This window comes from Streptomyces sp. NBC_01267 (genome assembly GCF_036241575.1).
GTDB lineage: Bacteria > Actinomycetota > Actinomycetes > Streptomycetales > Streptomycetaceae > Streptomyces.
Window position 1 is genome coordinate 1,335,235 of the sequence record NZ_CP108455.1, and the last position, 24,567, is coordinate 1,359,801.

Below are 24,567 nucleotides of genomic sequence, written 5' to 3' on the forward strand. Positions count from 1 at the left end.
GTCAGTTCTTCTTCCCCAGCTGATTGGCCCACAGCTTCGGGTCGTTCACATTGGCCTTGGTCACGAGCGGCGCGGGGAGCTGGTCCTCGTAGCCGTTCGGGATCTTGATGATGTGCGAGTCGTGGTCGGTCGGGCCCACCTTGAACGTCTTGCCGTCGACGGCCGCCTTGGCGTAGTACAGCGCGTACTTCGCGTAGAGGTCGGCGGGCTGGGAGATGGTCGCGTCGATCTTCCCGGCCTTGATCGCGTCGAACTCCTCCGGTATGCCGTCGTTGGAGATGATCGTGATGTGGCCCTTGGTACCGGCCGGCTTCAGCAGCTTCTTCTGCTCCAGGAGCGCGAGCGTGGGCTGCAGGAAGACGCCGCCCGCCTGCATGTAGATGCCGTTGATGTCGGGGTTCGCGGCCAGCGTGGACTGGAGCTTGGCCGACGCGACGTCGCCCTTCCAGTCGGTGGCCAGCTCGAACACCTTGATCTTCGGGAACTCCTTCGTCATGCACGACTTGAACGCCTGGGAGCGGTCCCGGCCGTTGATCGAGGAGAGGTCGCCCTGGAACTCGACGACCTTGCCCTGGCCCTTGAGCTGCTGGCCGAGGTACTTGCAGGCGTTCTCGCCGTACGCGCGGTTGTCGGCGCGCACCACCATGTAGACATCGCCCTTGTCGGGCCGGGTGTCGACGCTGATGACCGGGATCTTCTTCTGGTTCAGGTTCGCCAGCGTCGAGGCGATGGCGCCGGTGTCCTGGGGGGCCATGACGACGGCCTTGGCTCCCTGGTCGCTGAACGTCTGGACGTTGGCGACGAGCTTGCCGATGTCGTTCTGCGAATTGGTCAAGGGCAGCGCCTTGACCTCCCCGGCGTCCACGCCCTTCTTGATGTACTGCTGGTAGGAGTTCCAGAAGTCGCTGTCGCTGCGCGGCAGGTCGATGCCGACCTTCTTGTCGTCGGAGCTGCTGCCCGAGTCACGGTTGCAGCCCGCGAGCGCGGTCACGGCCAGCAGTACGACGCAGGCCGCAGCACTCGTTGTACGCACTCTCATTGGTGTCCCGTCCTTGTTCGAGTGGCGCTTGATGCTCTGTCGGCCGGGGCGGCCGGATGTACGTCCGTCTGTTGCCGGTCGCGGCAACGGGTCGGTCGCGGCGACTAGTCGGCGGCGGGGCGCAGGCGCAGGCCCTGCATACCGCCGTCGACCGCGAGTGCCGTCCCTGTCACGGCAGCCGCGGCGGGGCTCGCGAGGTAGACGACCGCTGCCGCCACCTCTTCGGCGGTGACCAGCCGCCCGGTGGGCTGGCGGGCGTTGAGCGCGGCGCGCTCGGCCGACGGGTCGTCGGCCTGGCCGAGGAGGCGCCCGACCCACGGGGTGTCCGCGGTACCGGGGTTGACGCAGTTGACCCGGATCCCCTCGCGGACGTGATCGGCCGCCATGGCGAGGGTCAGGGAGAGTACCGCGCCCTTGCTCGCGCTGTAGAGGGCGCGCTGCGGCAGACCGGCGGTCGCGGCGATCGAGCAGGTGTGGGTGATCGACACGCAGCCGGGGCGCTCCTCCGCCGCGCGCCGCAGGTGCGGCAGCGCGTGACGGGCGGTGCGGACCATGCCGAGGACATTGATGTCCAGGACGCGCTGCCACTCGTCGTCCGGGTTGTCGGCGACCGTGCCGACGGCGCCGATGCCCGCGTTGGACACCACCGTGTGCAGGCCGCCGAGTTCGGCGGCAGCGGCGTCGACCGCCGCGCGTACCGCCGCGTCGTCGGTGACGTCGGCCTTGACCGCGAAGCTGCCCTCCGGTGCCCCCGCGGTCTCCCGGTCGAGCACGGCGACGCGGGCGCCGCGTGCGAGCAGTTCGGTGGCGATGGCCGCCCCGATGCCGGAGGCACCGCCGGTGACCAGGGCGGAGAGGCCTTCGAAATCGCTTGCAGTGGTCACGAGTTGATCTCCTCGGTGGTGCGGCGGGCCTGCCAGACAGGGCCGTCGGGATAACGGTGGTCGGCGATCGAAGCGGGAAGCATACGGGCGGAGAAGCCCGGCGCCGAAGGTGCCAGGTAACGGCCCCGCTCGATCACCACGGGGTCGGTGAAGTGCTCGTGGAGGTGGTCCACGTACTCGATGACGCGGTCCTCCACGCTGCCCGAGACGGCCACGAAGTCGAACATGGCCAGATGCTGGACGAGTTCACACAGGCCCACACCGCCCGCGTGCGGGCAGACGGGCACGCCGAACTTGGCGGCGAGCAGCAGGATGGCGAGGTTCTCGTTGACCCCCGCGACCCGCGCGGCGTCGATCTGCACGAAGTCGACGGCGCCCGCCTGGAGCAGCTGCTTGAAGACGACGCGGTTGGCGACGTGCTCGCCGGTGGCGACCTTCACGGGCTGCCCGGCGCGCACGGCCGCGTGGCCGAGGATGTCGTCCGGGCTGGTCGGCTCCTCGATCCAGTGCGGATCGTAGGGGGCCAGCGCCTCCATCCAGCGCACCGCGTCCGCCACGTCCCAGCGCTGGTTGGCGTCCACGGCGATCCGGATGCCGGGGCCGACGGCCGCGCGCGCGAGCTTCATCCTGCGGACGTCGTCGTCGAGATCGGCGCCGACCTTGAGCTTGATCTGGGCGAAACCCGCGTCGACGGCCTCGTGGGCCAGCCGGACCAGCTTCTCGTCGGAGTAACCGAGCCAGCCGGGCGACGTGGTGTACGCGGGGTATCCCTCGGCGCGCAGCCGGGCGGCGCGTTCGGCGCGGCCGGGCTCCGCGGCCCGCAGGATGGCAAGGGCCTCGTCCGGGGTGAGGGCGTCGCTGAGATAACGGAAGTCGACGAGCGAGACGAGCTCCTCGGGCGACATGTCCGCCAGGAACTCCCACACGGGTTTGCCCGCGACGGTCGCCGCCAGGTCCCAGGCGGCGTTGACGACCGCGCCCGCGGCCATGTGCATCACCCCCTTCTCCGGACCGAGCCAGCGCAACTGCGAGTCGTGGGTGAGATCGTGGTGGAGCGCCGCGAGCCCCTCCGGGGTGAGCGGAGCGGGCCGCCCCACCACGTAGGGCCGCAGCGCTTCGATGGCGGCAGCGGTGACGTCGTTGCCGCGCCCGATGGTGAAACAGAAGCCATGTCCCGCGACCCCACCCGGCATGTCGGTGCTGAGCACCACATAGGCCGCCGAGTAGTCGGGATCCGGGTTCATGGCGTCCGAGCCGTCGAGCTGTTCCGAGGTGGGGAATCGGATGTCGTAGACCTCGAACCCCGTGACGGTCGGACTCATCCACACTCCCTGGTAAGACGTCGGTAAGAACATCGGACCTTTAATTGGTCATCCGATGTATAGCGCCGGACATGCCTACGCGTCCAGGGGTGGAACGAAATTTGCCTGTACAGCTCGGATGAATCGGTGCGATATGGGAAGGCTGCTTGAACGGCTTCCCCGTGCCGCCGAGTCCGTACGGGCCTGTCCTGGCCCGTACGAGGCCTGCGGCCGGCACCCCGGGAAGCCGTAAGGTTGGTCCGTACGGGAAGAACTTCGGAAGGAGGCACTGGGTGATCGAGCTCGAGGGAGTTCCCGAGCTGATCGACCCGGTCATGGTGGCCGCGTTCGAGGGCTGGAACGACGCCGGCGACGCAGCCTCCACCGCGGTCGCCCACCTGGACCGGGAGTGGAAGGGTGAGGTCTTCGCCGCGCTCGACGCCGAGGACTACTACGACTTCCAGGTCAACCGGCCCACGGTGTGGCTGGACGACGGGGTGCGCAAGGTCACCTGGCCCACGACCCGGCTCTCGGTGGTCCGCATCGGCGGTGACAAACCCCGCGACCTGGTGCTGGTCCGCGGGATCGAACCCTCCATGCGCTGGCGCTCGTTCTGCAACGAGATACTCGGCTTCGCCCATGAACTCGGCGTCGAGATGGTGGTGATCCTGGGCGCGCTGCTCGGCGACACCCCGCACACCCGGCCGGTCCCGGTGAGCGGAGTCACCTCGGACGCCGATCTGGCGCGCACGATGGATCTGGAGGAGACGCGCTACGAGGGCCCCACGGGCATCGTCGGCATCCTCCAGGAGGCGTGCACGCACGCGGGGGTGCCCGCGGTGAGTCTGTGGGCCGCGGTGCCGCACTACGTGTCGCAGCCGCCCAACCCGAAGGCGACACTGGCTCTGCTGAACCGGCTGGAAGACCTCATCGATCTGCGCATCCCGCTGGGTGAACTGCCCGAGGACGCACGGGCCTGGCAGGTCGGTGTCGATCAACTGGCCGCCGAGGACAGCGAAGTGGCCGAGTACGTCCAGACGCTGGAGGAGGCACGCGACACCGCGGAGCTCCCCGAGGCGTCCGGCGAAGCCATCGCCCGCGAGTTCGAGCGGTATCTGCGGCGGCGCGACGGCGGGCCGGGGCAGCCCGGCGGCCATGCCACGGACGGCGGCGACGCGAGCAGCTATCTGCGGGACACCTCCGGCGGCCGGACCAGACCGCCGAAGCCGCAGCGGCCCGACCCGGACTCCGGCGGGCCGAGCGACGAGGACAACGGCCCGGAGGAGTCCTCCGGGGAGTGACACCCGGTCCGGCGGAGAGGGGCGGTGCAGCACGCACCGCCCCTCTCCGCCGTGCGGGATCAGGTACAGGTGAAGTGCGCGGCGGCCCAGTCCGCGTGGTCACCGGTGTGGGTGTTGCTGGTGGCGGTCGCCTTCAGGTGCACATGGCGCGCACCGGAGAGGTCGACGTCCACCGGCACGGTGGCCGAGGCCCCCGTCACCTTCGGCGAGGTCCAGAGGACCTTGCCGTCCGCCTCGACCGAGAAGGCCACCTCGCCGTAGCCGTTGATCTCGTCGTCGATGCCCACGTCGGCGGTGAGCTTCGAGCACTGCCCGCCGAGGTAGACCTCGATGTCGGAGTCGGCGTGGGTACCGATTCCCTTCTCGTACGTCTTGCCGTCCAGCGTCAGGGTGTGCCCGTCGTCCGCGCCCGACTCGCCGTTGCTGCGGTCGCGTTCGGCCGGTCCGTACCCGTTGGTGGACGTCAGCCACTCCATGTCGCTCGCCCAGACGTCACCGCCCGGTGGCGCCGGCATGACCGAGACCCCGAACGGCTGCACGGCTGTACGGTCCTGGCCCGCCGAACCGTAACGCGCGGTGGCGGTGAGCGTGGTGGCGCCCGCCTTGGTGTCCCCGGCCGGGGTGACGGCCACCTCGACGTGCCTGGTGGTGCCCGCCGGGATCCTGGCGACCGTCGTCGCCGTGGTGGTCTTCCAGCCCGCCGGAGCGTCCACGCCGACGGTGACGCCCGTGGCGTCCTGGTTGCCCGCCGTCACGTCGACGGTGACCTTGCCCGCTGCGCCCGCGCCGAGCTCCTGGCCCGGTGCCGCGGCGACCACGGCCGTGGCGCCCGGCCGGGCGCCGCCGATCGCGCTGGTGTTCTTCAGCTTCAGCGAGAACGCCTTGTCGGTGCGGAGCGAGGCCGTCTTGACCTTGACCACACCGCCGCGGTCGTCGCGGTCGTACCACCAGCCCTGGGCGGCCTTGGCGTACGCGGCGGCCGACGTCAGCTGCGGCAGCTTGTGACCGGACAGCTGGACATCGCTCGGCGCGTCACCGGTGTGCAGGGTGAACTGGTACGGACGCGAGGTCTGCTTGCCCTTGAACTCGCCCTTGCTCGCGCCGATGTGCACGGACACGTCGCCGCCGCCCGCACGCGGCGCGTCGACCTCGGCGCGCTGGGTGGCGTACTTCCCGGCGCGGTTCTGCCGGGTGACGCCGTCGTCCTCGTACAGGTCGAAGGACGACTTGCCCTGCGGGTAGATGTCCCAGGCCAGCGGGGAGTCGGACTTCCGGTCGGCGTACGACCTGATGCCCGGCCACATCGGCACGGCGGCACCGCCCTTGACGAACAGCGGCAGGGTGTCGAGCGGGGCGCTGTACCCGTTGACCGTGGTCGGGCCCTGGTAGGTGCGGCCGGTCCAGTAGTCGGTCCAGGTGCCCTTCGGGAGGTAGATCCCGTCCCGGGTGCCGGTGTCCTTGTAGACCGGTGCGACCAGGAAGTCCTCGCCGGTCAGGAACTCGTACTTGGCGGCGTCGGTGGCCGCCTCCGGGTCGTCCGGGTACTCCAGCGCGAGCGGCCTGACGGGGCCCACACCGGTCTCGTTCGCCTCGTGCGCGTACGAGTACATGTACGGCAGCAGCGACTCCTTGAGCTTGAGGTACTTACGGTTGATGGAGGTGTACGGCTCGCCCTGGCGGAAGGGCTGCTTGTCGCTCGCCGCCCACCCGTCCATCGTGATCATCGCGGGCAGGAAGGACTTCCACTCCAGGTCACGGGTGTACGTCTGGGGGCTGCCGCCGAAGATGCCGTCCACGTCGCTCGTCGTGTAGGCGAGTCCGGACATGGTGGCCCCGGCGTACGTCGGGATCTGCCAGCGGATGAAGTCCCAGCTGCCGGTCTGGTCGCCGGACCACTGCACGCCGCAGCGCTGCGCACCGGCCCAGCTCTCCGGCGCCCAGGTCAGGCCGCGGGCGTCGCTGTTGTCCTCGATGCCCTTGTAGGCGTCCTTGCAGCCGTCGAGCGCGAACTTGTACCCGGCGCCGACCCAGGCCACGTCCAGCTTGGCGACCCGCTGGCCGTCCTTGACCTGCTGGGCGAGGTCGGCGATGCCGTCCTGGGTCCACAGACCCAGCTGGGTGTCGTGTGCCTGGAGGCCCTTGGCGGTCTCCGCGAGGTTCTCGTAGCCGCAGCCGTAGCCGTCGTTGACGAGCATCCAGCCGTTGGGCATGTCGTTCGCCACGAAACCGTCGGCGACCTTGAGGGCGTCGAGAGTGTGCCGCTCGCCGCGGTTGGCGTTGTGCAGATAACAGTCGGCGTCGCCGTTCTCCAGGCCGTAGATCGGCGGCATGAAGGGCTTGCCGGTGAGCTTGGTGTACTGCCCGATGACATCCTTGGCGCCGCTGCCCGCGAAGTAGTAGGCGTCGAAGCGCTGTTCCTTGGCGCTGGCCGTCACCGGGTCGTCGAACGCGTAGGTGTTGGGGGCGTAGGTGTTGCGGTAGACGCCGTACCCGGCCGAAGAGAGGTAGAACGGGACGGAGTTGGGGTGACCGCCGTCGTCCCAGTTGCCGTCGACGCCGACCTCGACGGTCTGGCCGCGGTGCGAGGTGTTGCCCCGGCCGTTCTGCATACCGGCGCCGTAGTACTGCTCGTCGGCGCCGCGGGCCAGGGTCTGGGTGGTGGTGTCACCGGTCCAGCTGATCCCGCGGGTCTCGGACCAGATGCGATGCCCGTCCGCGCCGTACAGCGCGAAGCGCAGCGGGGCCTTGTACGCGCGCAGGGTGACCTTGCCGGTGCTCAGCTCGTAGCGGTCGCTCTTCTCCTTCCAGTGGGTCTTGGGTGCCTTGCCCTGCGGCAGGACGATGTCGCTGCCCGTCGGGTCGGTGAACTTCCCGTCCGGCGCCAGCTCGATGCGGAAGGTCTCGGTGGAAACAAAACTGACGCGGGCCTCGGCCGCTCCCGCGTTCAGGTGGTAGACGGACCCGTCCGCGGAGAAGCCGGTGACGTTGCCGACGGTCGTGTCGGCTGCCGCGCTGTCGCCCGCGGTGGCGCCCGGCGGTCCGGCCTGTGCGCTGCCCGACCCCGCGAAGACCGCGGCAAGGCCGAGCAGTGCGCCAACTGCCGCCGCTCTCATGCGTATTGTTGATTGCATAGAGCGTATTTAGCGCAGAAACGAGCACGGGGCTAGGGGAAATACGAAATCCGCCCCCGGACTCTGATGCGAGTCCGGGGGCGGAAGGGACGGAAGGGGCAGAAGGGAGAGCGGGACGGCCGGGCCGCCCCGGACCGGCCCTACAGGGCGACGCCGAGCAGCGCGTCGGCCGCGCGCGAGACCAGGCCCGGCGCGCCCTCGTCCGTACCGCCGCCGGACTGCTGGAGCGCGGCCCAGCGGTCGACGGCGAGCAGCGCTGCGGGCGCGTCGAGATCGTCGGCGAGCGCCTGCCTGATCTCCGTCACGAGGGCGTCCGCGGACGGTCCGTCGGGCCGGGAGACGGCCGCCCGCCAGCGGCCGAGCCGCTCGACGGCGTCCTGGAGGACCTGGTCCGTCCACTCCCAGTCGGAGCGGTAGTGGTGCGCGAGCAGGGCGAGCCGGATCGCGGCCGGGTCCACACCGTCGTGGCGCAGCTTGGACACGAAGACCAGATTGCCCTTGGACTTGGACATCTTCTCGCCGTCCAGCGCGACCATCCCGGCGTGGACGTACGCCTGGGCGAAGGGGTGCTCACCGGTGAGCACCTGGGCGTGCGAGGCGCCCATCTCGTGGTGCGGGAAGGCGAGGTCGGACCCGCCGCCCTGGACGTCGAAGCCCATCCCGAGGTGGTCGAGGGCGATGGCCACGCACTCGATGTGCCAGCCGGGCCGGCCACGGCCCAGGGAGCCGCCGTCCCAGCTCGGCTCGCCCTCACGGGCGGCCATCCAGAGCATCGGGTCCAGGGGGTTCTTCTTGCCGGGGCGGTCGGGGTCACCGCCGCGCTCGGCCGAGAGCAGCCGCATCGCCTCGGCGTCCAGGTGGGACACCTCGCCGAAGTGCGCGTCGCTCTCCACGGAGAAGTACACGTCGCCGTCGAGGTCGTACGCCGCACCCGAGTCCCGGAGCCGCTCGACGAGCGGCACGATGCCGGGTATGGCCTCGACGGCACCGACGTAGTGCTTCGGCGGGAGCATCCGGAGCGCGGTCATGTCCTCGCGGAAGAGTGCTGTCTCGCGCTCCGCGAGCGCGGTCCAGTCCTCGCCGTCGCGCACGGCCCGCTCCAGCAGCGGATCGTCCACGTCGGTGACGTTCTGGACATAGTGAACCTGCCGCTTGGTGTCGAGCCACACGCGCTGCACGAGGTCGAACGCGTTGTAGGTCGCCGCGTGACCGATGTGGGTCGCGTCGTACGGCGTGATGCCGCAGACGTAGATACGGGCGACGGGACCGGGGTCGAGAGTGATCCGACCGCCGGTCGCTGTGTCGTGGATCTGGAGGTCGGCGCCCTCACCGGGCAGGGCGGGAACCTCAGAAGCGGGCCAGGCATGCATGTCTTGAGCGTAACCGGACGCCAGTTCAAGGAACGAACCGGAGTGGGGACAATGGCCGAATCGGCACTCTTGCGCTTGTCCGGATCCTGTGTGCGGACGGCGTGCGGAGGCCGCGTACGCGGATCGCGGCGGAGCCGCCCGCCTCCGCTCCCGCTACACCGGCGGCCAGGGAATCGCCGGCCAGTCCCCGCTCGGCTCCGGATGCCGCCCGCCGGCCCTCAGCGCCGCCACCCGGCCGCGCAGCGCCTCCACCTCGGCCCCGGTGATCAGTTCACCCAGCCGGGCGGCCAGTGCGGTGCCCGCGGCCAGGTCACCGGCCAGCCGGTCCAGTACCGTCACGGCCTCGGCCGTCAGCGGCTCACCGGCCCACCCCCACAGCAGGGTCCGCAGCTTGTCCTCGGCGTTGAAGGTGACGCCGTGGTCGATGCCGTACAGCCGCCCCTCGTCCGTCGGCAGCAGGTGGCCGCCCTTGCGGTCGCCGTTGTTGATCACCGCGTCCAGCACCGACAGCCGCCGCAGCCGCTCGTCGTCGGCGTGCACCAGCAGCGCCGTGCGCCCCTCGCCCACCTCGGCGAAGGCGATGGCCTTCCAGCCCTCGCCCGGTTCCTCCTCCTCGACGAGGGCCAGCAGCGACGGCTCGGCGGCGGACTCGATCCACAGCTGGCACATGCCCTCGCCGTACGGACCCTCGCGCAGCACGGTCGGCGGGACGAATCCCCAGCCGGTCGCCTCGGAGATCTCGTACGCGGCGACCTCGCGCCGGGCGAGCGTCCCGTCAGGGAAGTCCCACAGCGGGCGCTCACCGGCGACGGGCTTGTACACACAGGCCGCTTCGCGCCCCTCGTACGAGACCGAGCAGTACAGCACCGCGTTGGACGCCTCACGCACCCGGCCGCGTACCGTCAGCTCCCCCTTCAGGAGGAGTTCGGTGGCCGTCACGCTCCCCTGCGGTATCCGTTCTGGCGCGGGCATACGTGTCCCTCCGGATCGAGCGGCAGACTGCACAGCGGGCACGGCGGGCGGCCCGCGTTGACGACGTCGAGGGCGCGCTTGGCGAAGGCCCTGGCCTGTGCCCCGGTCAGCCGGACGCGGAGCATCGGCGGGCCGTTCTCGTCGTCCTGGAGGAGCCGTTCCTCGGCCTCCGCGAGATCTTCGTCGTTGTCCGCGTCCAGCTCGACCAGCGCCTGGGCCTCGATGATCATGCGTTGTTCGTCGCCGTCCCACGCCAGGGCCATCGTGCCGACGCGGAACTCCTCCTCGACGGGGGCGTCCAGCGGCGCGGTGTCACCGGCCTCGGTGGGAGCGACGGCCGGGACCGGGGAATTGCCCCCGGTCCTGCGCACCACCTCGTCGAGCAGTTCGTCGATGCGCTCGGCGAGCGCGGCCACCTGGGTCTTCTCCAGCGCCACGCTGGTGACACGGGGCCCGGACGAGGCCTGGAGGAAGAACGTACGGCGCCCAGGCAGCCCGACCGTACCGGCAACGAAGCGGTCCGGCGGGTCGTAGAAGTACACCTGTCGGGACACGTCCAGATCTCCATGGGGGTTCGGCTGCGGTGTGGGCCGGATTACGGCCCGCCCACCCTACTGCGCGGAGCGATCACGGTGCGCCCGCGCCACCACCGACTGCGGCGTCCGATCCGGAACCGCTCCCGTGCGGCGCCAGCGAGCCGAACTCCCCGGTGTCGCCGAGCCGCAGGACGAACGGCCGCACCTCGGTGTAGCGGATGGCCGTGAGGGAACACGGGTCGACGTGGATCCGCTGGAAGAGGTCGAGGTGCATCCCGAGTGCGTCGGCGATCACGGACTTGATGATGTCGCCGTGCGAACACATCAGGTAGACCGCGTCACCACCGTGCTCGGCGTCGATGCGCGCGTTCCAGTCGCGCACCGCGTCCACCGCGCGGGCCTGCATCGCGCGCATCGACTCGCCGCCGGGGAACGCGGCGGACGAGGGGTGCTGCTGCACGACCTTCATCAGCGGCTCTTCGCCGAGCTCGGCGAGCTTGCGTCCCGACCAGTCGCCGTAGTCGCACTCGCTGATCCGGTCCTCGGCCTGCGGCACCAGTCCGGGCCGGGCCGCCAGCAGCGGTTCGAGCGTCTCCCGGCAGCGCTGCAGCGGACTGGTGACGACGGCGGCCAGCGGCAGCCCGGCCAGCCGGTCGGGCAGCGCGGCGGCCTGGGCGGCACCGCGCTCGTCGAGGGAGACACCCGGCGTCCGCCCCGCGAGCACGCCGGAGGTGTTGGCGGTGGAACGTCCGTGCCGTACGAGAATCAGCGTGGCCATGGCTGGAAGCCTAAGCCGTGCCGAAACGTGTCCCGCCACCCCCAGGCATGCGCTCCGGAGCCGGTCAGGGAAGAATGCGCGCCGTGATTGTCGATTGCGCCATTTACCGGGACGGCTGCCGCATCGAGGGACCTTCGGACTTCTCCGCGGCCCTCGCCGAGGCACGGGCCGACGGGGACGCCTTCCTCTGGGTCGGGCTGCACGAGCCGTCGCGGGAGGAGTTCGACCTGGTCAGCAGTGACTTCGGGTTGCACTCGCTGGCGGTGGAGGACTCCCTGCGGGCCCATCAGCGACCGAAGCTGGAGGTGTACGACGACTCGCTCTTCATGGTGCTGAAGCCGGTGGTGTACGACACGGACAGCGACTCCGTGACCACGGACGAGCTGATGATCTTCGTCGGTGACTCCTTCGTGGTGACGGTGCGGCACGGACAGGGCGCCCCGCTCGCCGCCGTGCGCAAGCGGCTGGAGGAGGAGCACGACGTCCTCAAGCACGGCCCCACCGCTGTTCTGTACGCGGTCAGTGACGCGGTCGTCGACCACTACATCAGCGTGGCCGCCGAGCTCCAGACCGACCTGGAGGAGCTGGAGGCCGAGGTCTTCGCGCCCGACGGCAGCGCGTCGAAGAACACCGCGTCACGGATCTACACCTTCAAGCGCCAGGTCCTCGAATTCCGGCGGGCCGGCGGGCCGTTGAAGGATCCCATGAACCGGCTCTCGGGGGCGGCGGTGCCGTTCGTGCGGGAACATTCGCGGCCGTTCTTCCGGGACGTCAGCGACCACCTCACCCGCGCCAACGAGCAGGTGGAGGGGCTGGACAGGCTGCTGTCCGACATCCTGGCCGCGCATCTGGCGCAGATGGGCGTGCGGCAGAACGACGACATGCGGAAGATCTCCGCCTGGGCGGCGATGGCCGCGGTACCGACCATGGTCGCGGGCATCTACGGGATGAACTTCGAGCACATGCCGGAGCTGAAGTGGGTCTGGGCCTACCCGGCGGTGATCGCGCTGATGGCCGGGGTCGTCTTCGGGCTCTACCGGCAGTTCAAACGGCGCGGCTGGCTCTGAGCTGCTGCCGCCGGGCGGCCCGGCCGGCCGGGTTCAGGCGTATTCGGCCGCGGCGGGCGCGGGTCCGCCGAGTGCGTTGCGCCGTTCGGGCATGCTCAGGCTCACCATGCGGTGCCAGCCGCCCAGCCGTTCGTACCCGTGGAGGCCGTTGGCCCCGGCGGCCAGCAGGGACGTCTTCGCCTTCGGCCAGTGCAGGAGGCGGCCCATGTGGCCCAGCACGGCGAGACCCACCTCCCGGTACACCCGGATCTCCGCCAGCGCGCTCTCCCGCAGCACGGCGTGGATGGTGCGGGCGTGCCCCTGCGCGGCGAGCCGCAGCAGTTCCTCGTGGCAGTAGGCCAGGTGGTTGTCCTCGTCGTGGCAGATCATCCGCACGGCCCGGCCGATCCCGGCCTGCTCCCCGACGTACCGGACCAGGGTGTTCATCTGCTCGGCGGCCCGCTGCTCGGTGACCCTGCTGTGCGCGAGATAGACGACGACGTCCCGCTCGGTCAGCGGCGCACTGCCGCGCAGCTTCTCGTGGCTCAGGCCGATACCGCGCTGTTCCAGCAGCATCGTGTAGTCGCACTCCGGCGGTACGCCGACGGGTTCGAGGCCGCGCTTCTTGAGCAGCGCGTTGAAGATCCTGCCGTGTTTGTCCTCGTCGGCGCCGTGCCGGGCGATCTTGGGGGCGAGGTCGCTCATGCTCCCGGGGACGAGCGCGGCGATGCGTCCGTTCTCCCAGCCGCCCTGGCTCTCCCCGGCAGCGGCGATGGAGCAGAACAGCCGGAAGGCATCGTCGTTCTCGATGATCTCCTGGAAAATACTTCGGGCCGAAAGCACCACTGCCACCTCCATACGGACATCTGACACAACTGAGTCAAATGCGATATCAGGTGACCGGCAATACGTACGCGGGGCAGTTCCGCCGAAAGGAGCGGGGCGCCCGGCCGCCGCCGACGCGTAACCGGGTCGCGGCGGGGACGTTGTTCAGCGCGACGGCCGTGGCGGGGAAGACCCCCGAGCCCCCACCACGGCCGCGGACCTCTCCCCGCCACCGACGCGTCCGCCCGTCAGGCCAGCCCGGCCCGCTCCAGCGCCTCCGTGCCCGCCCGCAGCGCGGCCACCCGCTCGTCGAGCGTGAACCCCGCGGGAGCCAGCGTCAGCGTGGTGACCCCGGCCGACGCGTACCGCTGCATCCCCTCGGCGATCCGGTCCACCGACCCCAGCAGCGTCGTCTGGTCGATCAGCTGGTGCGGTACGGCACCGGCCGCGCCGGCCTTGTCGCCCGCCAGGTACTTGTCCTGGATCTCGGCCGCTTCCTTCTCGTACCCCATGCGCTGGGCGAGCTGGTTGTAGAAGTTCTGCTTGCGGCTGCCCATGCCGCCGACGTACAGCGCGGTGTACGGACGGAACATGTCGGCCAGCGCGTTCACGTCGTCGCCGAGGGCGAGCGGCACCGTCGGGCAGACGTCGAAGCCGTCCATCGTCAGCCCCGCCTTCGCCCGGCCCGCGCGCAGGTGACGGAGCGCGGTGTCCTCCAGGTGATCGGCGGACGGGAAGATCAGCAGCGCCCCGTCGGCGATCTCACCGGTCTGCTCCAGGTTCTTGGGGCCGATCGCCGCGATGTAGAGCGGGATGTGTTCACGCTGCGGGTGCACGGTGAGCTTGATCGGCTTGCCCGGACCGCCGGGAAGCGGGAGCGTCCAGTGCTGCCCTTCGTAGGAGAGCCGCTCACGGGACATCGCCTTGCGGACGATGTCGACGTACTCGCGGGTGCGGGAGAGCGGCTTGTCGAACTTGACTCCGTACCAGCCTTCGGAGACCTGCGGGCCCGAGACCCCGAGACCCAGCCGGAACCGGCCGCCCGAGAGCGAGTCGAGGGTGGCCGCGGTCATCGCCGTCATCGCGGGCGTACGGGCCGGGATCTGGAAGATCGCGGAGCCGACGTCGATGCGTTCGGTCTGGGCGGCGACCCAGGAGAGCACGGTGGGTCCGTCGGAGCCGTACGCCTCGGCCGCCCAGCAGACGTCGTAGCCGAGCCGGTCGGCCTCCTGCGCGACGGCGAGGTTGTCGCCGTCCATCCCCGCGCCCCAGTAGCCGAGGTTGATTCCGAGCCGCATGACCGCTCCCTTACCGATGAGTAACGTCTCTGTTCCGGGGGACTCTAGCGCGCTCGGCGGGATCCGTCAGGACCGTGTTGTCCACAGGCTCACACCGGGTGGCCCTGTGCCCAGTACCCTCAGCGCCCATGGAGCAGAGGCATCTCGGCCGCACGGGCCTGCGCGTATCCCGGATCGGGCTCGGCACGCTCACCTGGGGAAGGAGCACCGATGAGCACGACGCCGCGGATCTGTTGAAGGGCTTCTGGGAGGCGGGCGGCACACTCGTCGACACGGCGGACGTCTACGGTGACGGGGACGCCGAATACCTGCTCGGGCAGCTCTGCGAACGGCTCGTGCCGCGCCGTGACCTGGTCATCGCGACCAAGGCGGGCAGCGTGCCCGACCCCTACCGCCGCTTCGACGGCTCCCGGGGGCACCTGCTGGACGCGCTGGACGCCTCCCTGGAGCGGCTCGGGACCGACTACGTGGATCTGTGGCAGGTGCACGCCTTCGACCCGGAGACGCCGCTGGACGAGACGCTGCAGGCCCTGGACATCGCGGTCGCCAGCGGCCGGGCCCGCTATGCGGGACTGTCCAACTTCTCCGGCTGGCAGCTCGCCAAGGCGGCGACCTGGCAGCTGGCCGCTCCCGGCGTCCGCACCCGGATCGCCAGCACGCAGATGGAGTACTCGCTGCTCCAGCGCGGCGTGGAGCGGGAGGTGCTGCCGGCCGCCGTGGACCTGGGTGTCGGGCTGCTGCCCTCGTCACCGCTCGGCCGCGGGGTGCTCACCGCCAAGTACCGCCGAGCCACACCGGCGGGTTCGCGCGGGGCCTCGGAGCAGCTGGCGCCCTTCGTCGCGCCGTATCTGGACGAGGCGGCGAGCCGCATCGTCGACGCGGTGGCCACGGCCGCCGACGGGCTGGCCACCACACCCCTGGAGGTGGCGCTCGCCTGGGTCCGCGACCGGCCCGGAGTGGTCGCCCCGATCATCGGGGCGCGCAACGCGCAGCAGCTCACGGCGGCATTGTCAGTGGAGACGCTTAGTCTTCCTGACGAGATCTGCCGGGCGCTCGACGATGTGTCGGCGCCCGTTCACCGATATCCCGATCAGGACTGGACCGAGCTGTGAGTACGGACCGCCTCGCCACCGAGGCCAGCACCGAGGCCGACGCCGAAGCCGTTCCCGGGACCGCATCCGGGACCGCCGGGGCCGGTGGGGACACCGTGGCCGCCGGCATCCCCGAGGACGGCGGGAGCACGGAGTCGGCCGCGGCACCTGACGCGGCGGACGAGGCGGGGAAGGAGGCGGAGAGCCGGGCGGAGACGGCCGGGGACGCGGCGACGCCCGAGGCGGCTCCCGCCCTGTCGGAGGCCGAGGCCGAGCTGGCCGCGCAACGCGAACTGCGGGCCAGGATCGAGCAGCGCAAGGCCGAGAAGGACGGCCCCGTCGAGGCCGGCACCAAGCTGAGCGGACGGGCCGCCGATCTCCTCGCCGCGGTACGGGCGGTGGAGAGCGGCGAGAAGCCGTCCACCGCCTCCTTCCTCCCGCCGCCCGCCGAGCCGCGCCGTCCCGCACCGGCCGCTGTCACCACGCCGGTGGCCGCGGCACTCCGGGCGGCGCCACCGGCTGCCGGGGCCGCGCCCGGGACCGTATCGGCGGTGCGGGCCGTCCTCACCGAGGGCGGTGCGCCGGAGGCGCTGGCGGTCCGGGCCGCCGAGACGCTGGGCGAGCAGGCGGCGGACGCGCTGCGTGCGGACCCCTGGCAGCTGCTGTCCGTGCCCGGGGTGCGGCCCGAGCAGGCCGACGGCTTCGCCCGCGCCCTGCTCGGCGCGGAGTGCGGGCCTGGCGACGAGCGACGGGCCGCCGCCCTGGTCGGCTGGCTGCTGGAGCGGGCCGCGCTCCAGGGGCACACGGCGATGGAGTCCGACACCGTCCGGGCCGAGCTCGCCCGGCGTTCCGTCCCCGACCCGGACGAGGCGCTGCAGAGCGCGATCGCGGAGGGCGTGGTGCTGGTCTTCCAGGACGCGTTGGAGACCGGCCCCGCGACTGCGCCCGTACCCGCCCCGGACGGGGAGGACGACGAGGGCGAGGAGCAGCCCGTACGGGTCCTGTTGGGCCTGGACCGGTACGCACTCGCGGAGGAGAGCCTGGCCGACGGCCTCGCCCGGCTGGTGAACGCGAGCGCCCTCGCCCCGGCCGACGGGGAGCCCGACTGGGAATCGGCCGCCACGGACGCGGCGTCCCCGTCGGCCGCCGAGCTGATCCGGGCAGCCGCGGCCCACGGACTGGTGACCCACACCGGCGGCGAGGCCGCCCGCGGCGAACCGGCCGCGCTGGTCACGGCGGCTCGCGCGCTCGGGCTGCGGGCCTACGCGGCGGCCCACACCCCCGACGGCCGGCGCAGGCTGGCGGCAGTGCTCGACGACCCGTCGGCGGCCGTCACCGTCTCCGGGCTGCTCACCGGTTCGGAAGGGCCGGGAAGGGATGCCGAGGGGGCTCTGGCGCTCGATCTGCTGGCCGTGCCGGATGCGCCGCAGCTGGACGTCGAGAGCGCGGCGGCGCTGATCGAATCGCTCGCCGACGGCACTCGGCTGGTCCTCGGCGGAGATCCGGGGGTGCTCTGCTCGGCGGGCGCCGGGCAGGTGTTCGCCGATGTACTGGCCGCCCGCGCGTGCCCCCAGGTCGTCTCCCGGACCCCGGACCCCGGGCCCATCGGCGAGCTGGTGTCGGGCATCGGGGTGGGCGAGCTGAACCAGGTGGCGGCGCCCGGCAAGGAAGTGGTGATCGTTCCCGTGCGGGACGCCGGGGAGGCGGTGCACCGGACCGTTCAGCTGGTGGCCGACTCGGTGCCCAGGGCCATCGGTGTGCCGCCGGCCGACACCCAGGTCATCACGCCGGGCCACGGCGGCTCGGCGGGCACCCGTGCGCTCAACGCGGCGCTCAAGGAGCGCCTCAACCCCGGCCCCGGGCGCTTCGGCGGCTTCGACCCCGGCGACCGGGTCGCGTATGCGCCGGTACCCGGCAGGACAGTGACCGGCACGGTCGTCTCGGCGGACGGGGACGGGCTGCGTCTGGACTGTGCGGGTGCGCCTGTCGTCGTACCGAAGGACCAGGTGGACCGGTCGGTGCGGCACGGCTGGGCGGTCACCGCGCACCAGGCCGCCGGGCTGCGCTGGCCGGCCGTGGTGGTCGTGCTGCCGGGCGACGCGGCCCAGGGGCTGAGCCGCCCCTGGGTGTACACCGCCTTCAGCCGCGGCGAGCGTCATCTGTCGGTGGTGCACGGAGTGGACCAGGCGTTGCCGCGGGCGGTGGCGGAGGTCCCCGCCCAGGAGCGCACCACCCGGCTGCGTACGCTGCTGCGGCCCGCGGCCGGGTAGACACGGACACAGCCGATGGCCGGGACCCGGGGTCCCGGCCATCGACGTAGACGAACGAGGTCAGGCCCGGTCGTCCTCCAGCTCGGCGTCCAGCTCGCTGTCCGCCTCGTCGCCTTCGTCGTCCCCGTCGTCGAGCAGGTCCTCGTCGTCGAAGACGGAGCTGACGTCGAAGCGGCACACGATCTGCTGCGGGTCGGCGCCGTCGAAGGGCGCTTCCAGCCACTCCCCCGGCTCGGGCAGTTCGTCCGAAGCGGAGACCCAGAGCGTGGAGTCCCCCTCCTCCAGACCGAACTCCTGGTGCCGCGAGGCGACCTCGTCCGGTTCGTACTCGCCGAACAGCACCCCCAGAGCAGCATGCACACTGCTGCCGACGACCGCGTTGACCCCACTGCCGGAGTCCGCCTCCGGGTCGAGGTCCACGATGCGCTGTGCCTGAGCGAGCAGCCGCTGCGGCTCGACCACCGCGTAGTCACGGCGGATCAGCACACTCAGCGCATGGGGCTCGTCGGGACCCGCGTACGGCGGCAGCGAGTCGTCCGCACCGGGAATCTCGAAGGGAGTGACCTCGTCGTAGCGGTCGTAGAGCTTCTCGTCGTAGGCCTCGGCGGCGGCGGCCAGCGCGTTGAACGCGTTGTAGACGGCCGGGTCGTCCTCTCCCGTACGGGCTTCGACCGCGTCGAGGTGACGGTCCAGCGCGGCTTTGACCGCCTCGGCGGCGGCGCGTACCTCGGCAGCCGTGGGCTGCGCAGCATCAGACATAGAGCAGACGCTATCCGTACAGAGCCTCTGCCCGCACAATAGATGCGATGCCGGAATACGAATTTGTCGACGTGTACGTACCGCGCGGGGTCTCCCGCACGGATACGACACGTCTGCTCACCGACCATGCCGAGTACGGACACTGGGAGTTGGACCGACTGAGTCTGCACCGGGACGGCAGCCGCAGAGTGCGGTTGCGCCGGCGGATCATTCGCCAGATACGCGCCACATGGTGAAGAAGGAGCGGGCCCCGCGGCTGCGGGACCCGCTCCTTTCCGTACGTACGCGAGCGGTTCAGCGATCTGTTACGCGGCTGCCCTGGAGCGCCGGTACAGGATGATCCCCCCGAGCATCATTCCGGCACTCGCCGGGATGATCAGCCCGAGCGGGGCGGATCCGGTGTGCGCGAGCTGCGCGGGGCCCTCGGGCACCGAGACCGTCTGAGTGACCGGCGCGTGCGGCGTCGCGGGCTTCGGCGGGGTGTGCGGCCCGTGGCCGCGCGGGGTGCCCGGCTCGGTGGGGTGATGCGGAACACCGACCGGCGGCGCGACGCTCTCGTGGTTGGCGCAGTCGTTGCCGAACGCCGGGTTGAGCAGTCCGACGACGGAGACGCTGTTGCCGCAGGCGTTCACGGGGACGTCGACCGGCAGCTGCACGCTGTTGCCGGAGAGAACGCCGGGCGAGCCACTGGTGTGACCCACGGCCGTCGCTCCGCCGCCGTGGCCGCTGGTGCCGTGGGCGGGGGTGCGGTGGTGGCCGCTGCCCTGGTTCTGGCCACCGGCGTTCTGACCCCCGGCGTTCTGGTTCCCGGTGTGGGACTTCCCAGGGCCGGGCGTGGCCGACGACGCGTTGACGCACTTGTTGCCGAACGCCGGGTTGAGCAGTCCGATGACATCGACGGTGTTGCCACAGACGTTCACCGGCACGTTCACCGGGGCCTGGATCGAGTTGCCCGACAGCACACCGGGCGAATTCGAGACACTGCCGTCAGCCGCGGAGTCGGCGTGCGCGTAGCCGCCAGTCATGGCGAGCACCCCGCCTGCAGCCGCCACCGTGATCAGGCCTTTCTTCGTGACCTGTCGCATAGGTTTCGTTTCCTGCCTTCTACCTTCCGGAAAAGCCCGCGGACTTCATTGCCCAGGGGCCGAATGCCTCTCCGGCCCCGGAGCGCATGGCGCGCGCTCCGAGGCCGGTGAGGCTCAGACCCTTGCGGGTCGGAGGAACAACGTCAGGCGTTGACACACGTGTTGCCGAAGGCGGGGTTGAGCAGCCCGATCACGGAGATCGTGTTGCCGCACAGGTTCACCGGAATGTGAATCGGTACCTGGACGACGTTGCCCGAGATCACGCCGGGGGAGTGCACGGCAGCACCCTGAGCGCCCGAGTCCGCGATGGCCATGCCCGCACCTGCGAGCACCAGACCACCGGTGGCAGCCGCAACGGCGACGACCTTCTTGATCATTGGTTTTCCTCCTAGTTGGCAATGCGGCCCCAGACTGCGGACCGCATCACCTGTAACGAGGAGAATCCGGCGGGGCTACGACCCGGTCGGACCATTCACTCTTTCCGGTCTGTTGCGCACGTACAGCCGATTATTCGGTGCCCCTCCCCGGTCGAAGACGACAAGTTCAGCGCTTGCCCAGAAACGGGTTCAGCACTTGCCCAGGAACCGGTTCAGCACTTGTCCAGGAACCGGTCGAGCACGCGCACACCGAACTTCAGGCCGTCGACCGGCACCCGCTCGTCGACACCGTGGAACATCCCGGCGAAGTCCAGCTCGGGGGGCAGCTTCAGCGGCGCGAAGCCGAAGCAGCGGATTCCCAGGTCGTCGAAGGACTTGGCGTCGGTGCCGCCGGAGAGCATGTACGGCACGGCCCGCGCGATCGGGTCCTCGGCCTTGAGCGCCACCTGCATGGCATCCACCAGATCGCCGTCGAAGGTGGTCTCCAGCGCCTTGTCGCCGTGGACGTCCTCGCGCCGCACCCGCGGACCGAGCAGCTTGTCGAGGTCGGCCAGGAACTCCTCCTCGTAGCCGGGCAGGAACCGGCCGTCGACGTGGGCGGTCGCCTGTCCGGGGATGACGTTCACCTTGTAGCCGGAGCCGAGCATGGTGGGCGCCGCGGAGTTGCGCAGGGTGGCGCCCACCATCTTCGCGATGCCGCCGAGCTTGGCGAGCGTGGCCTGCATGTCCTCGGGGTCGAGCGGCGTGCCGAGCGCGTCGGACAGCTCGTCGAGGAAGGACCGCACGGTCTTGGTGACCCGCACCGGCCACTCGTGCCGGCCGAGCCGCCCCACCGCCTCGCACAGTTCGGTGATGGCGTTGTCGTTGTTGGTCATCGAACCGTGGCCCGCGGTGCCGTCGACGGTGAGCCGCATCCAGTGCATGCCCTTCTGCGCGGTCTCCACGAGGTACAGCCGGAGGTTCTCGTTCACGGTGAAGGAGAAGCCGCCGACCTCACCGATGGCCTCGGTCACGCCCTCGAAGAGACCCGGGTGCTTGTCCACGAGGTACCGCGCGCCGTACGTACCGCCCGCCTCCTCGTCGGCGAGGAAGGCCAGGACGATGTCGCGCGGGGGCTTACGGCCGCTGCGCATCCGGTCGCGGACGACCGCGAGGGTCATCGCGTCCATGTCCTTCATGTCGACCGCGCCCCGGCCCCACACGCAGTCGTCCGCGACCTCCCCGGCGAAGGGGTGGTGCTGCCAGTCCTGGGCGTTGGCCGGTACGACATCGGTGTGGCCGTGGATGAGGAGCGCGGGCCTCGACCGGTCCTCACCCTCGATCCGGGCCACGGTCGAGGCGCGTCCGGGGTGGGACTCGAAGATCTGCGGTTCGAGACCGACCTCGGCGAGCTTCTCCGCCACGTACTCCGCGGCGGCACGTTCCCCCGGCCCCGAGTGGTCGCCGTAGTTGCTGGTGTCGATCCGGATCAGATCGCGACAGAGGTCCACGACCTCGTCCTCGCCGGAGACGGGCTGCGCCTTGTCCATCCTGTTCGACTCGCTCACGCTGTTTCCTCCCACTGTCACTGCTGGTGGTCCGCCGTCCCATCCTCCCGCGCCGCCCTCTCGTACCCAAGCCCGGCCGCCCGTTGTCATACGGGGTTCACGCCGGCCGGCGGGTGATCGAGCACCTCCCAATGTTTGCTATGGTTTTCCACGTCGGAACGGCCCAGGGCCGCGAGACAGACACCTTGTCCGGGTGGCGGAATGGCAGACGCGCTAGCTTGAGGTGCTAGTGCCCTTTATCGGGCGTGGGGGTTCAAGTCCCCCCTCGGACACTTTTCATACACGTTGGCTCTTTTCGCCAGCAGCTTTCGATGCCCGTTCCCGGCTTTGGCCAGGAGCGGGCTTCGTTCGTTTCGGGCTCCGCCTCTCCGACCCGGCTAACGTCCCATGTATCCGCACCGCCAGTCACCGAACCGGTCGATACCGTGACACTCCACCGGTTCTTCCAGGCCGCTCGACTCAATTGATCGGATCTATAAGGCGATTCAGCGTGCGCGAACTCTGGCGCCGACCGCTGGGCGCCAGTAGAGTCCGCTGCCATCCGAAGTGGTCTAAACCAGCAATTTCGGGGGTGGGCGGGTGTTTCGCGCAGTCGGACGATGGGTCGTCTCCATGGTCGTCGTCGCCACGGCGGCCGGTGGTTCCTCGTTACCGGGTACGGCAGTTGCCGCTCCCCCAGCGGCGGCCGGCAGCGCACGTGAGGCGGCGCCGGCCGCCGTCGCGCACGCCGGGCCTCCGGCGAAGGTCCTCCACGCCGCTCCGGACGGCACCGGCAGCGCGTGCACGGAGCACCGGCCGTGCTCCCTCCCCGGTGCCCAACAGCGGGTCGCACAGCTGCTCGGCGCCGGAGCGGGAAGGTCGGCGGACCTGTCCGTCGAGCTGAGCGACGGCACGTACCGGCTCTCGAAGCCGCTGCGGTTCGGCCCCCAGGACTCCGGCCGCGGCGGGCACCGGGTGAACTGGACGGCCGCTCCGGGGGCGCATCCCGTGCTGAGCGGAGCCGTACGAGTCACCGGCTGGAAGCTGCACGACGCGGACCGGGGCATCTGGGAGGCTCCGGTGCCGAAGGGCCTGGACACCCGGCAGGTGTACGTCGACGGGGTGCGGGCGCCGATCGCGCAGACGACGCCCGCCGAGCAGAAGCTCACCTTCGCCGCTGCCGACGGCGGCTACACCACCACCCCGGCGTCCTGGGGCCAGGACCTGCGGAGCCGGATCGGTACGGCCGCGCTGTCCGGGGTGGAGTTCGTCTACCAGGGTGGTAACGGCCCCTGGACCCAGTCGCGTTGCCGGATCGCCCCCACCGACGGTCCGAACGTCCTCATGCAGCAGCCCTGTTGGGGCAATGTCATCAAACGCCCGGTCTTCACCCAGGCGTCGGGCGGCCTGCCGTCGATGGCGGCGGGCACCGCGCCCACCCGGATCGAGAACGCCTATCCGTTCCTGCACACCGGGCAGTGGTTCCTGGACCGCGAGCGCGCCGTCCTCGACTACGTTCCCGCCGCGGGCCAGGACCTGTCGGCCACCGATGTCGAGGTCCCGCGCCTCAGCTCGCTGGTGACGGGCACCGGTACCCCGGACCGGCCGGTGCGGAACATCACCTTCTCCGGCCTCCAGTTCTCGTACGCCACCTGGCTGGACCCGAGCAGCCGCGCCGGATTCGCCGATGTGCAGGACAACCTCCGCCTGACCGGTGACGATCCGGCCCACCCGCAGGCCACCTGTACCTTCGGCACCCCGCCCGGCACCTGCCCGTTCGGGGCGCTGACCCGGGAGCCGGGCAATGTCGGGTTCACCGCCGCGCACGGCATCACCTTCGCGGGCAACACCTTCAGCCATCTCGGCGCCGCGGGGCTGGTCCTGGAGTACGGGAGCCGGGACAACACCGTCGAGGGCAATACCTTCGCGGACATCTCCGGGAACGGGATCATTCTCGGCGACACCACGGATCCGCACCCGTCCGACGTGGGCGCCGACGACCGGGAGATCAGCGCGTACAACACCGTCGTCGGCAATCTGATCCACCACGTCGGCGCCGACTACCCCAGTGCGGCGGGAATCACCCTGTTCTTCACCCAGCACACGAGCGTCGTGCACAACGAACTGCGGGACCTGCCGTACACCGCCATCACCGCCGGAGTGATCCAGGGCCATGTCGACAATGCCGCGCACCCGGAGAACTCCACCAACATCAACAGCGACAACACCATCAGCCACAACCTGATCCACCGCTTCATGCAGGTCCTCAAGGACGGCGGCGCGGTGTACGTGGAAGGCCACCAGGGGCAGACGCTCACCGCCGCCGACGGCTCCGTCGACCGGGCCGCGAGCATCGCGCACGGGCTCACGGTCGCCGACAACGTCGCCTACGACCAGGGCAACTCCAACTTCACCTGGTACGACGACGCGGGCGCCCAGTGGCTGGCCTGGACCGGCAATGTCGAATGGGGCGGCGCCCTCGGCCAGGGCGGCTGCGAGACCACCGGGCACCTCGACTACACCGGTAACGCCTCCGCCGATCCGATCGGCCAGTTCGCCTGCTCGCCGCCCGCGCCGGTCGACACCCGGTTCGCCGACAACCGCACGCTCCCGGCCCGTCCCGGCCCCGCCGACCTGCCGCTCGACACCCTGGCCTCGGCCGGACCGGCCGGCCGCCTCCAGCATCCGGCCGCCACGGAAGCGCCGACCGTCGGATACCTGCAGAGCACGCCGGGCGGATCCGCTTCCGCCCCCACCGACGTACTCGTGGCGGGCACCGGCTTCGACGCGCACGCCCGCGTGAGCTTCGGGGACGTCCCCGCCACGAAGGTCACCGTGCTCTCGCCCGGCTTCCTGGTCGCCACCGCACCCGCCGGTGTCCCCCCGTCGCGGCTGACGGTGGTGACCCGCGGCGGAAGCGTCACCGCTTCCGCCCCCACGCAGCCCGCGGCGCGGGGCAGCGCCGCGCGGACCTGACC

20 protein-coding genes and 1 tRNA gene are annotated in these 24,567 nt (G+C 70.8%); 7 read left to right on the top strand and 14 right to left on the bottom strand.

From position 1 onward, the window contains the following. Window position 1 precedes the first annotated feature (1 nt). The 3 genes from OG709_RS06220 to OG709_RS06230 all read right to left on the bottom strand — a co-directional run bounded on the left by OG709_RS06220 (window position 2) and on the right by OG709_RS06230 (window position 3,245). Window positions 2-1,039, bottom strand: a complete 1,038-nt coding sequence (locus OG709_RS06220; protein WP_250303272.1) for a sugar ABC transporter substrate-binding protein — start codon at window positions 1,037-1,039, stop codon at window positions 2-4. A gap of 104 nt (window positions 1,040-1,143) precedes the next feature. Next, on the bottom strand, window positions 1,144-1,923 hold the full coding sequence (locus OG709_RS06225; RefSeq protein ID WP_329165176.1) for an SDR family NAD(P)-dependent oxidoreductase: 780 nt from the start codon (window positions 1,921-1,923) through the stop codon (window positions 1,144-1,146). Next, complete coding sequence (locus OG709_RS06230) at window positions 1,920-3,245, bottom strand: enolase C-terminal domain-like protein (RefSeq protein ID WP_250303270.1); 1,326 nt, start codon at window positions 3,243-3,245, stop codon at window positions 1,920-1,922. Before OG709_RS06230 ends, OG709_RS06225 begins: the two co-directional genes overlap by 4 nt. A gap of 272 nt (window positions 3,246-3,517) precedes the next feature. Here OG709_RS06230 and OG709_RS06235 point away from each other — a divergent pair, with 272 nt between their 5' ends. Then, window positions 3,518-4,525, top strand: a complete 1,008-nt coding sequence (locus tag OG709_RS06235) for a PAC2 family protein (protein WP_250303269.1) — start codon at window positions 3,518-3,520, stop codon at window positions 4,523-4,525. A gap of 59 nt (window positions 4,526-4,584) precedes the next feature. On the opposite strand, the gene OG709_RS06240 is transcribed toward OG709_RS06235, so the two are convergent. From OG709_RS06240 to OG709_RS06260, 5 genes are all read right to left on the bottom strand, one after another. After that, window positions 4,585-7,656, bottom strand: a complete 3,072-nt coding sequence (locus tag OG709_RS06240; RefSeq protein ID WP_329165180.1) for an NPCBM/NEW2 domain-containing protein — start codon at window positions 7,654-7,656, stop codon at window positions 4,585-4,587. Window positions 7,657-7,796: 140 nt separating this feature from the next. Continuing rightward, window positions 7,797-9,026, bottom strand: a complete 1,230-nt coding sequence (mshC, locus tag OG709_RS06245; protein WP_250303267.1) for a cysteine--1-D-myo-inosityl 2-amino-2-deoxy-alpha-D-glucopyranoside ligase — start codon at window positions 9,024-9,026, stop codon at window positions 7,797-7,799. A gap of 153 nt (window positions 9,027-9,179) precedes the next feature. Beyond that, window positions 9,180-9,998: an SCO1664 family protein gene (locus OG709_RS06250; protein WP_250303266.1), complete on the bottom strand. Its 819-nt coding sequence runs from the start codon at window positions 9,996-9,998 to the stop codon at window positions 9,180-9,182. Next, window positions 9,962-10,552, bottom strand: coding sequence for a DUF3090 domain-containing protein (locus OG709_RS06255; RefSeq protein WP_250303265.1), 591 nt, complete (start codon window positions 10,550-10,552; stop codon window positions 9,962-9,964). The genes OG709_RS06250 and OG709_RS06255 overlap by 37 nt, the downstream gene beginning before the upstream one ends. Before the next feature lie 73 nt (window positions 10,553-10,625). Then, entirely contained in the window at window positions 10,626-11,312 is a 687-nt protein-coding gene (locus OG709_RS06260; protein ID WP_250303264.1) for a histidine phosphatase family protein, read from the bottom strand. Window positions 11,313-11,386: 74 nt separating this feature from the next. Between OG709_RS06260 and corA the strand changes: the two genes are divergently transcribed. After that, window positions 11,387-12,379, top strand: a complete 993-nt coding sequence (gene corA, locus OG709_RS06265) for a magnesium/cobalt transporter CorA (RefSeq protein WP_250303263.1) — start codon at window positions 11,387-11,389, stop codon at window positions 12,377-12,379. Between the two features lie 33 nt (window positions 12,380-12,412). Here corA and OG709_RS06270 read toward each other — a convergent pair whose 3' ends face one another. Both OG709_RS06270 and OG709_RS06275 read right to left on the bottom strand, forming a co-directional pair. Then, a complete protein-coding gene (locus OG709_RS06270) occupies window positions 12,413-13,201 on the bottom strand; it encodes a ferritin-like domain-containing protein (RefSeq protein ID WP_250303634.1) in 789 nt (262 codons plus the stop codon). A 230-nt stretch (window positions 13,202-13,431) separates the two neighbouring features. Next, window positions 13,432-14,481, bottom strand: coding sequence for an LLM class F420-dependent oxidoreductase (locus OG709_RS06275; RefSeq protein ID WP_250303262.1), 1,050 nt, complete (start codon window positions 14,479-14,481; stop codon window positions 13,432-13,434). 128 nt (window positions 14,482-14,609) lie between these two features. Between OG709_RS06275 and OG709_RS06280 the strand changes: the two genes are divergently transcribed. Together OG709_RS06280 and OG709_RS06285 are read left to right on the top strand one after the other, a co-directional pair. Continuing rightward, window positions 14,610-15,593 (top strand): aldo/keto reductase, encoded by a 984-nt coding sequence (locus OG709_RS06280; protein ID WP_250303261.1) that lies wholly within the window; start codon window positions 14,610-14,612, stop codon window positions 15,591-15,593. After that, window positions 15,590-17,842: an ATP-dependent RecD-like DNA helicase gene (locus OG709_RS06285; protein ID WP_329165185.1), complete on the top strand. Its 2,253-nt coding sequence runs from the start codon at window positions 15,590-15,592 to the stop codon at window positions 17,840-17,842. The genes OG709_RS06280 and OG709_RS06285 overlap by 4 nt, the downstream gene beginning before the upstream one ends. Window positions 17,843-17,902: 60 nt before the next feature. Here the strand turns inward: OG709_RS06285 and OG709_RS06290 are convergent, their stop codons facing one another. After that, window positions 17,903-18,601, bottom strand: a complete 699-nt coding sequence (locus tag OG709_RS06290; protein ID WP_266643861.1) for a hypothetical protein — start codon at window positions 18,599-18,601, stop codon at window positions 17,903-17,905. A 47-nt stretch (window positions 18,602-18,648) separates the two neighbouring features. Between OG709_RS06290 and OG709_RS06295 the strand changes: the two genes are divergently transcribed. Next, window positions 18,649-18,837: a DUF5703 family protein gene (locus OG709_RS06295; protein WP_250303259.1), complete on the top strand. Its 189-nt coding sequence runs from the start codon at window positions 18,649-18,651 to the stop codon at window positions 18,835-18,837. A 69-nt stretch (window positions 18,838-18,906) separates the two neighbouring features. Here OG709_RS06295 and OG709_RS06300 read toward each other — a convergent pair whose 3' ends face one another. From OG709_RS06300 to OG709_RS06310, 3 genes are all read right to left on the bottom strand, one after another. After that, on the bottom strand, window positions 18,907-19,686 hold the full coding sequence (locus OG709_RS06300) for a chaplin (RefSeq protein WP_250303258.1): 780 nt from the start codon (window positions 19,684-19,686) through the stop codon (window positions 18,907-18,909). 143 nt (window positions 19,687-19,829) lie between these two features. Beyond that, a complete protein-coding gene (gene chpH, locus OG709_RS06305) occupies window positions 19,830-20,063 on the bottom strand; it encodes a chaplin ChpH (protein WP_250303257.1) in 234 nt (77 codons plus the stop codon). A gap of 212 nt (window positions 20,064-20,275) precedes the next feature. Further along, complete coding sequence (locus tag OG709_RS06310) at window positions 20,276-21,592, bottom strand: M20/M25/M40 family metallo-hydrolase (RefSeq protein WP_250303632.1); 1,317 nt, start codon at window positions 21,590-21,592, stop codon at window positions 20,276-20,278. A gap of 205 nt (window positions 21,593-21,797) precedes the next feature. On the opposite strand from OG709_RS06310, the gene OG709_RS06315 reads away from it, so the two are divergent. Both OG709_RS06315 and OG709_RS06320 read left to right on the top strand, forming a co-directional pair. After that, window positions 21,798-21,882, top strand: a tRNA-Leu gene (locus tag OG709_RS06315). 307 nt (window positions 21,883-22,189) lie between these two features. Further along, on the top strand, window positions 22,190-24,565 hold the full coding sequence (locus tag OG709_RS06320) for a right-handed parallel beta-helix repeat-containing protein (protein ID WP_250303256.1): 2,376 nt from the start codon (window positions 22,190-22,192) through the stop codon (window positions 24,563-24,565). Window positions 24,566-24,567 lie beyond the last annotated feature (2 nt).

What these genes read in the sequence shown, in the direction of transcription:
- OG709_RS06220 (WP_250303272.1), bottom strand. Translation starts at nt 1,039, where the DNA reads ATGAGAGTGCGTACAACGAGTGCTGCGGCCTGCGTCGTACTGCTGGCC.
- OG709_RS06230 (WP_250303270.1), bottom strand. Translation starts at nt 3,245, where the DNA reads ATGAGTCCGACCGTCACGGGGTTCGAGGTCTACGACATCCGATTCCCC.
- OG709_RS06240 (WP_329165180.1), bottom strand. Translation starts at nt 7,656, where the DNA reads ATGCAATCAACAATACGCATGAGAGCGGCGGCAGTTGGCGCACTGCTC.
- mshC (WP_250303267.1), bottom strand. Translation starts at nt 9,026, where the DNA reads ATGCATGCCTGGCCCGCTTCTGAGGTTCCCGCCCTGCCCGGTGAGGGC.
- OG709_RS06250 (WP_250303266.1), bottom strand. Translation starts at nt 9,998, where the DNA reads ATGCCCGCGCCAGAACGGATACCGCAGGGGAGCGTGACGGCCACCGAA.
- OG709_RS06260 (WP_250303264.1), bottom strand. Translation starts at nt 11,312, where the DNA reads ATGGCCACGCTGATTCTCGTACGGCACGGACGTTCCACCGCCAACACC.
- corA (WP_250303263.1), top strand. Translation starts at nt 11,387, where the DNA reads ATGCGCGCCGTGATTGTCGATTGCGCCATTTACCGGGACGGCTGCCGC.
- OG709_RS06275 (WP_250303262.1), bottom strand. Translation starts at nt 14,481, where the DNA reads ATGCGGCTCGGAATCAACCTCGGCTACTGGGGCGCGGGGATGGACGGC.
- OG709_RS06280 (WP_250303261.1), top strand. Translation starts at nt 14,610, where the DNA reads ATGGAGCAGAGGCATCTCGGCCGCACGGGCCTGCGCGTATCCCGGATC.
- OG709_RS06290 (WP_266643861.1), bottom strand. Translation starts at nt 18,601, where the DNA reads ATGTCTGATGCTGCGCAGCCCACGGCTGCCGAGGTACGCGCCGCCGCC.
- OG709_RS06295 (WP_250303259.1), top strand. Translation starts at nt 18,649, where the DNA reads ATGCCGGAATACGAATTTGTCGACGTGTACGTACCGCGCGGGGTCTCC.
- OG709_RS06300 (WP_250303258.1), bottom strand. Translation starts at nt 19,686, where the DNA reads ATGCGACAGGTCACGAAGAAAGGCCTGATCACGGTGGCGGCTGCAGGC.
- chpH (WP_250303257.1), bottom strand. Translation starts at nt 20,063, where the DNA reads ATGATCAAGAAGGTCGTCGCCGTTGCGGCTGCCACCGGTGGTCTGGTG.
- OG709_RS06310 (WP_250303632.1), bottom strand. Translation starts at nt 21,592, where the DNA reads ATGGACAAGGCGCAGCCCGTCTCCGGCGAGGACGAGGTCGTGGACCTC.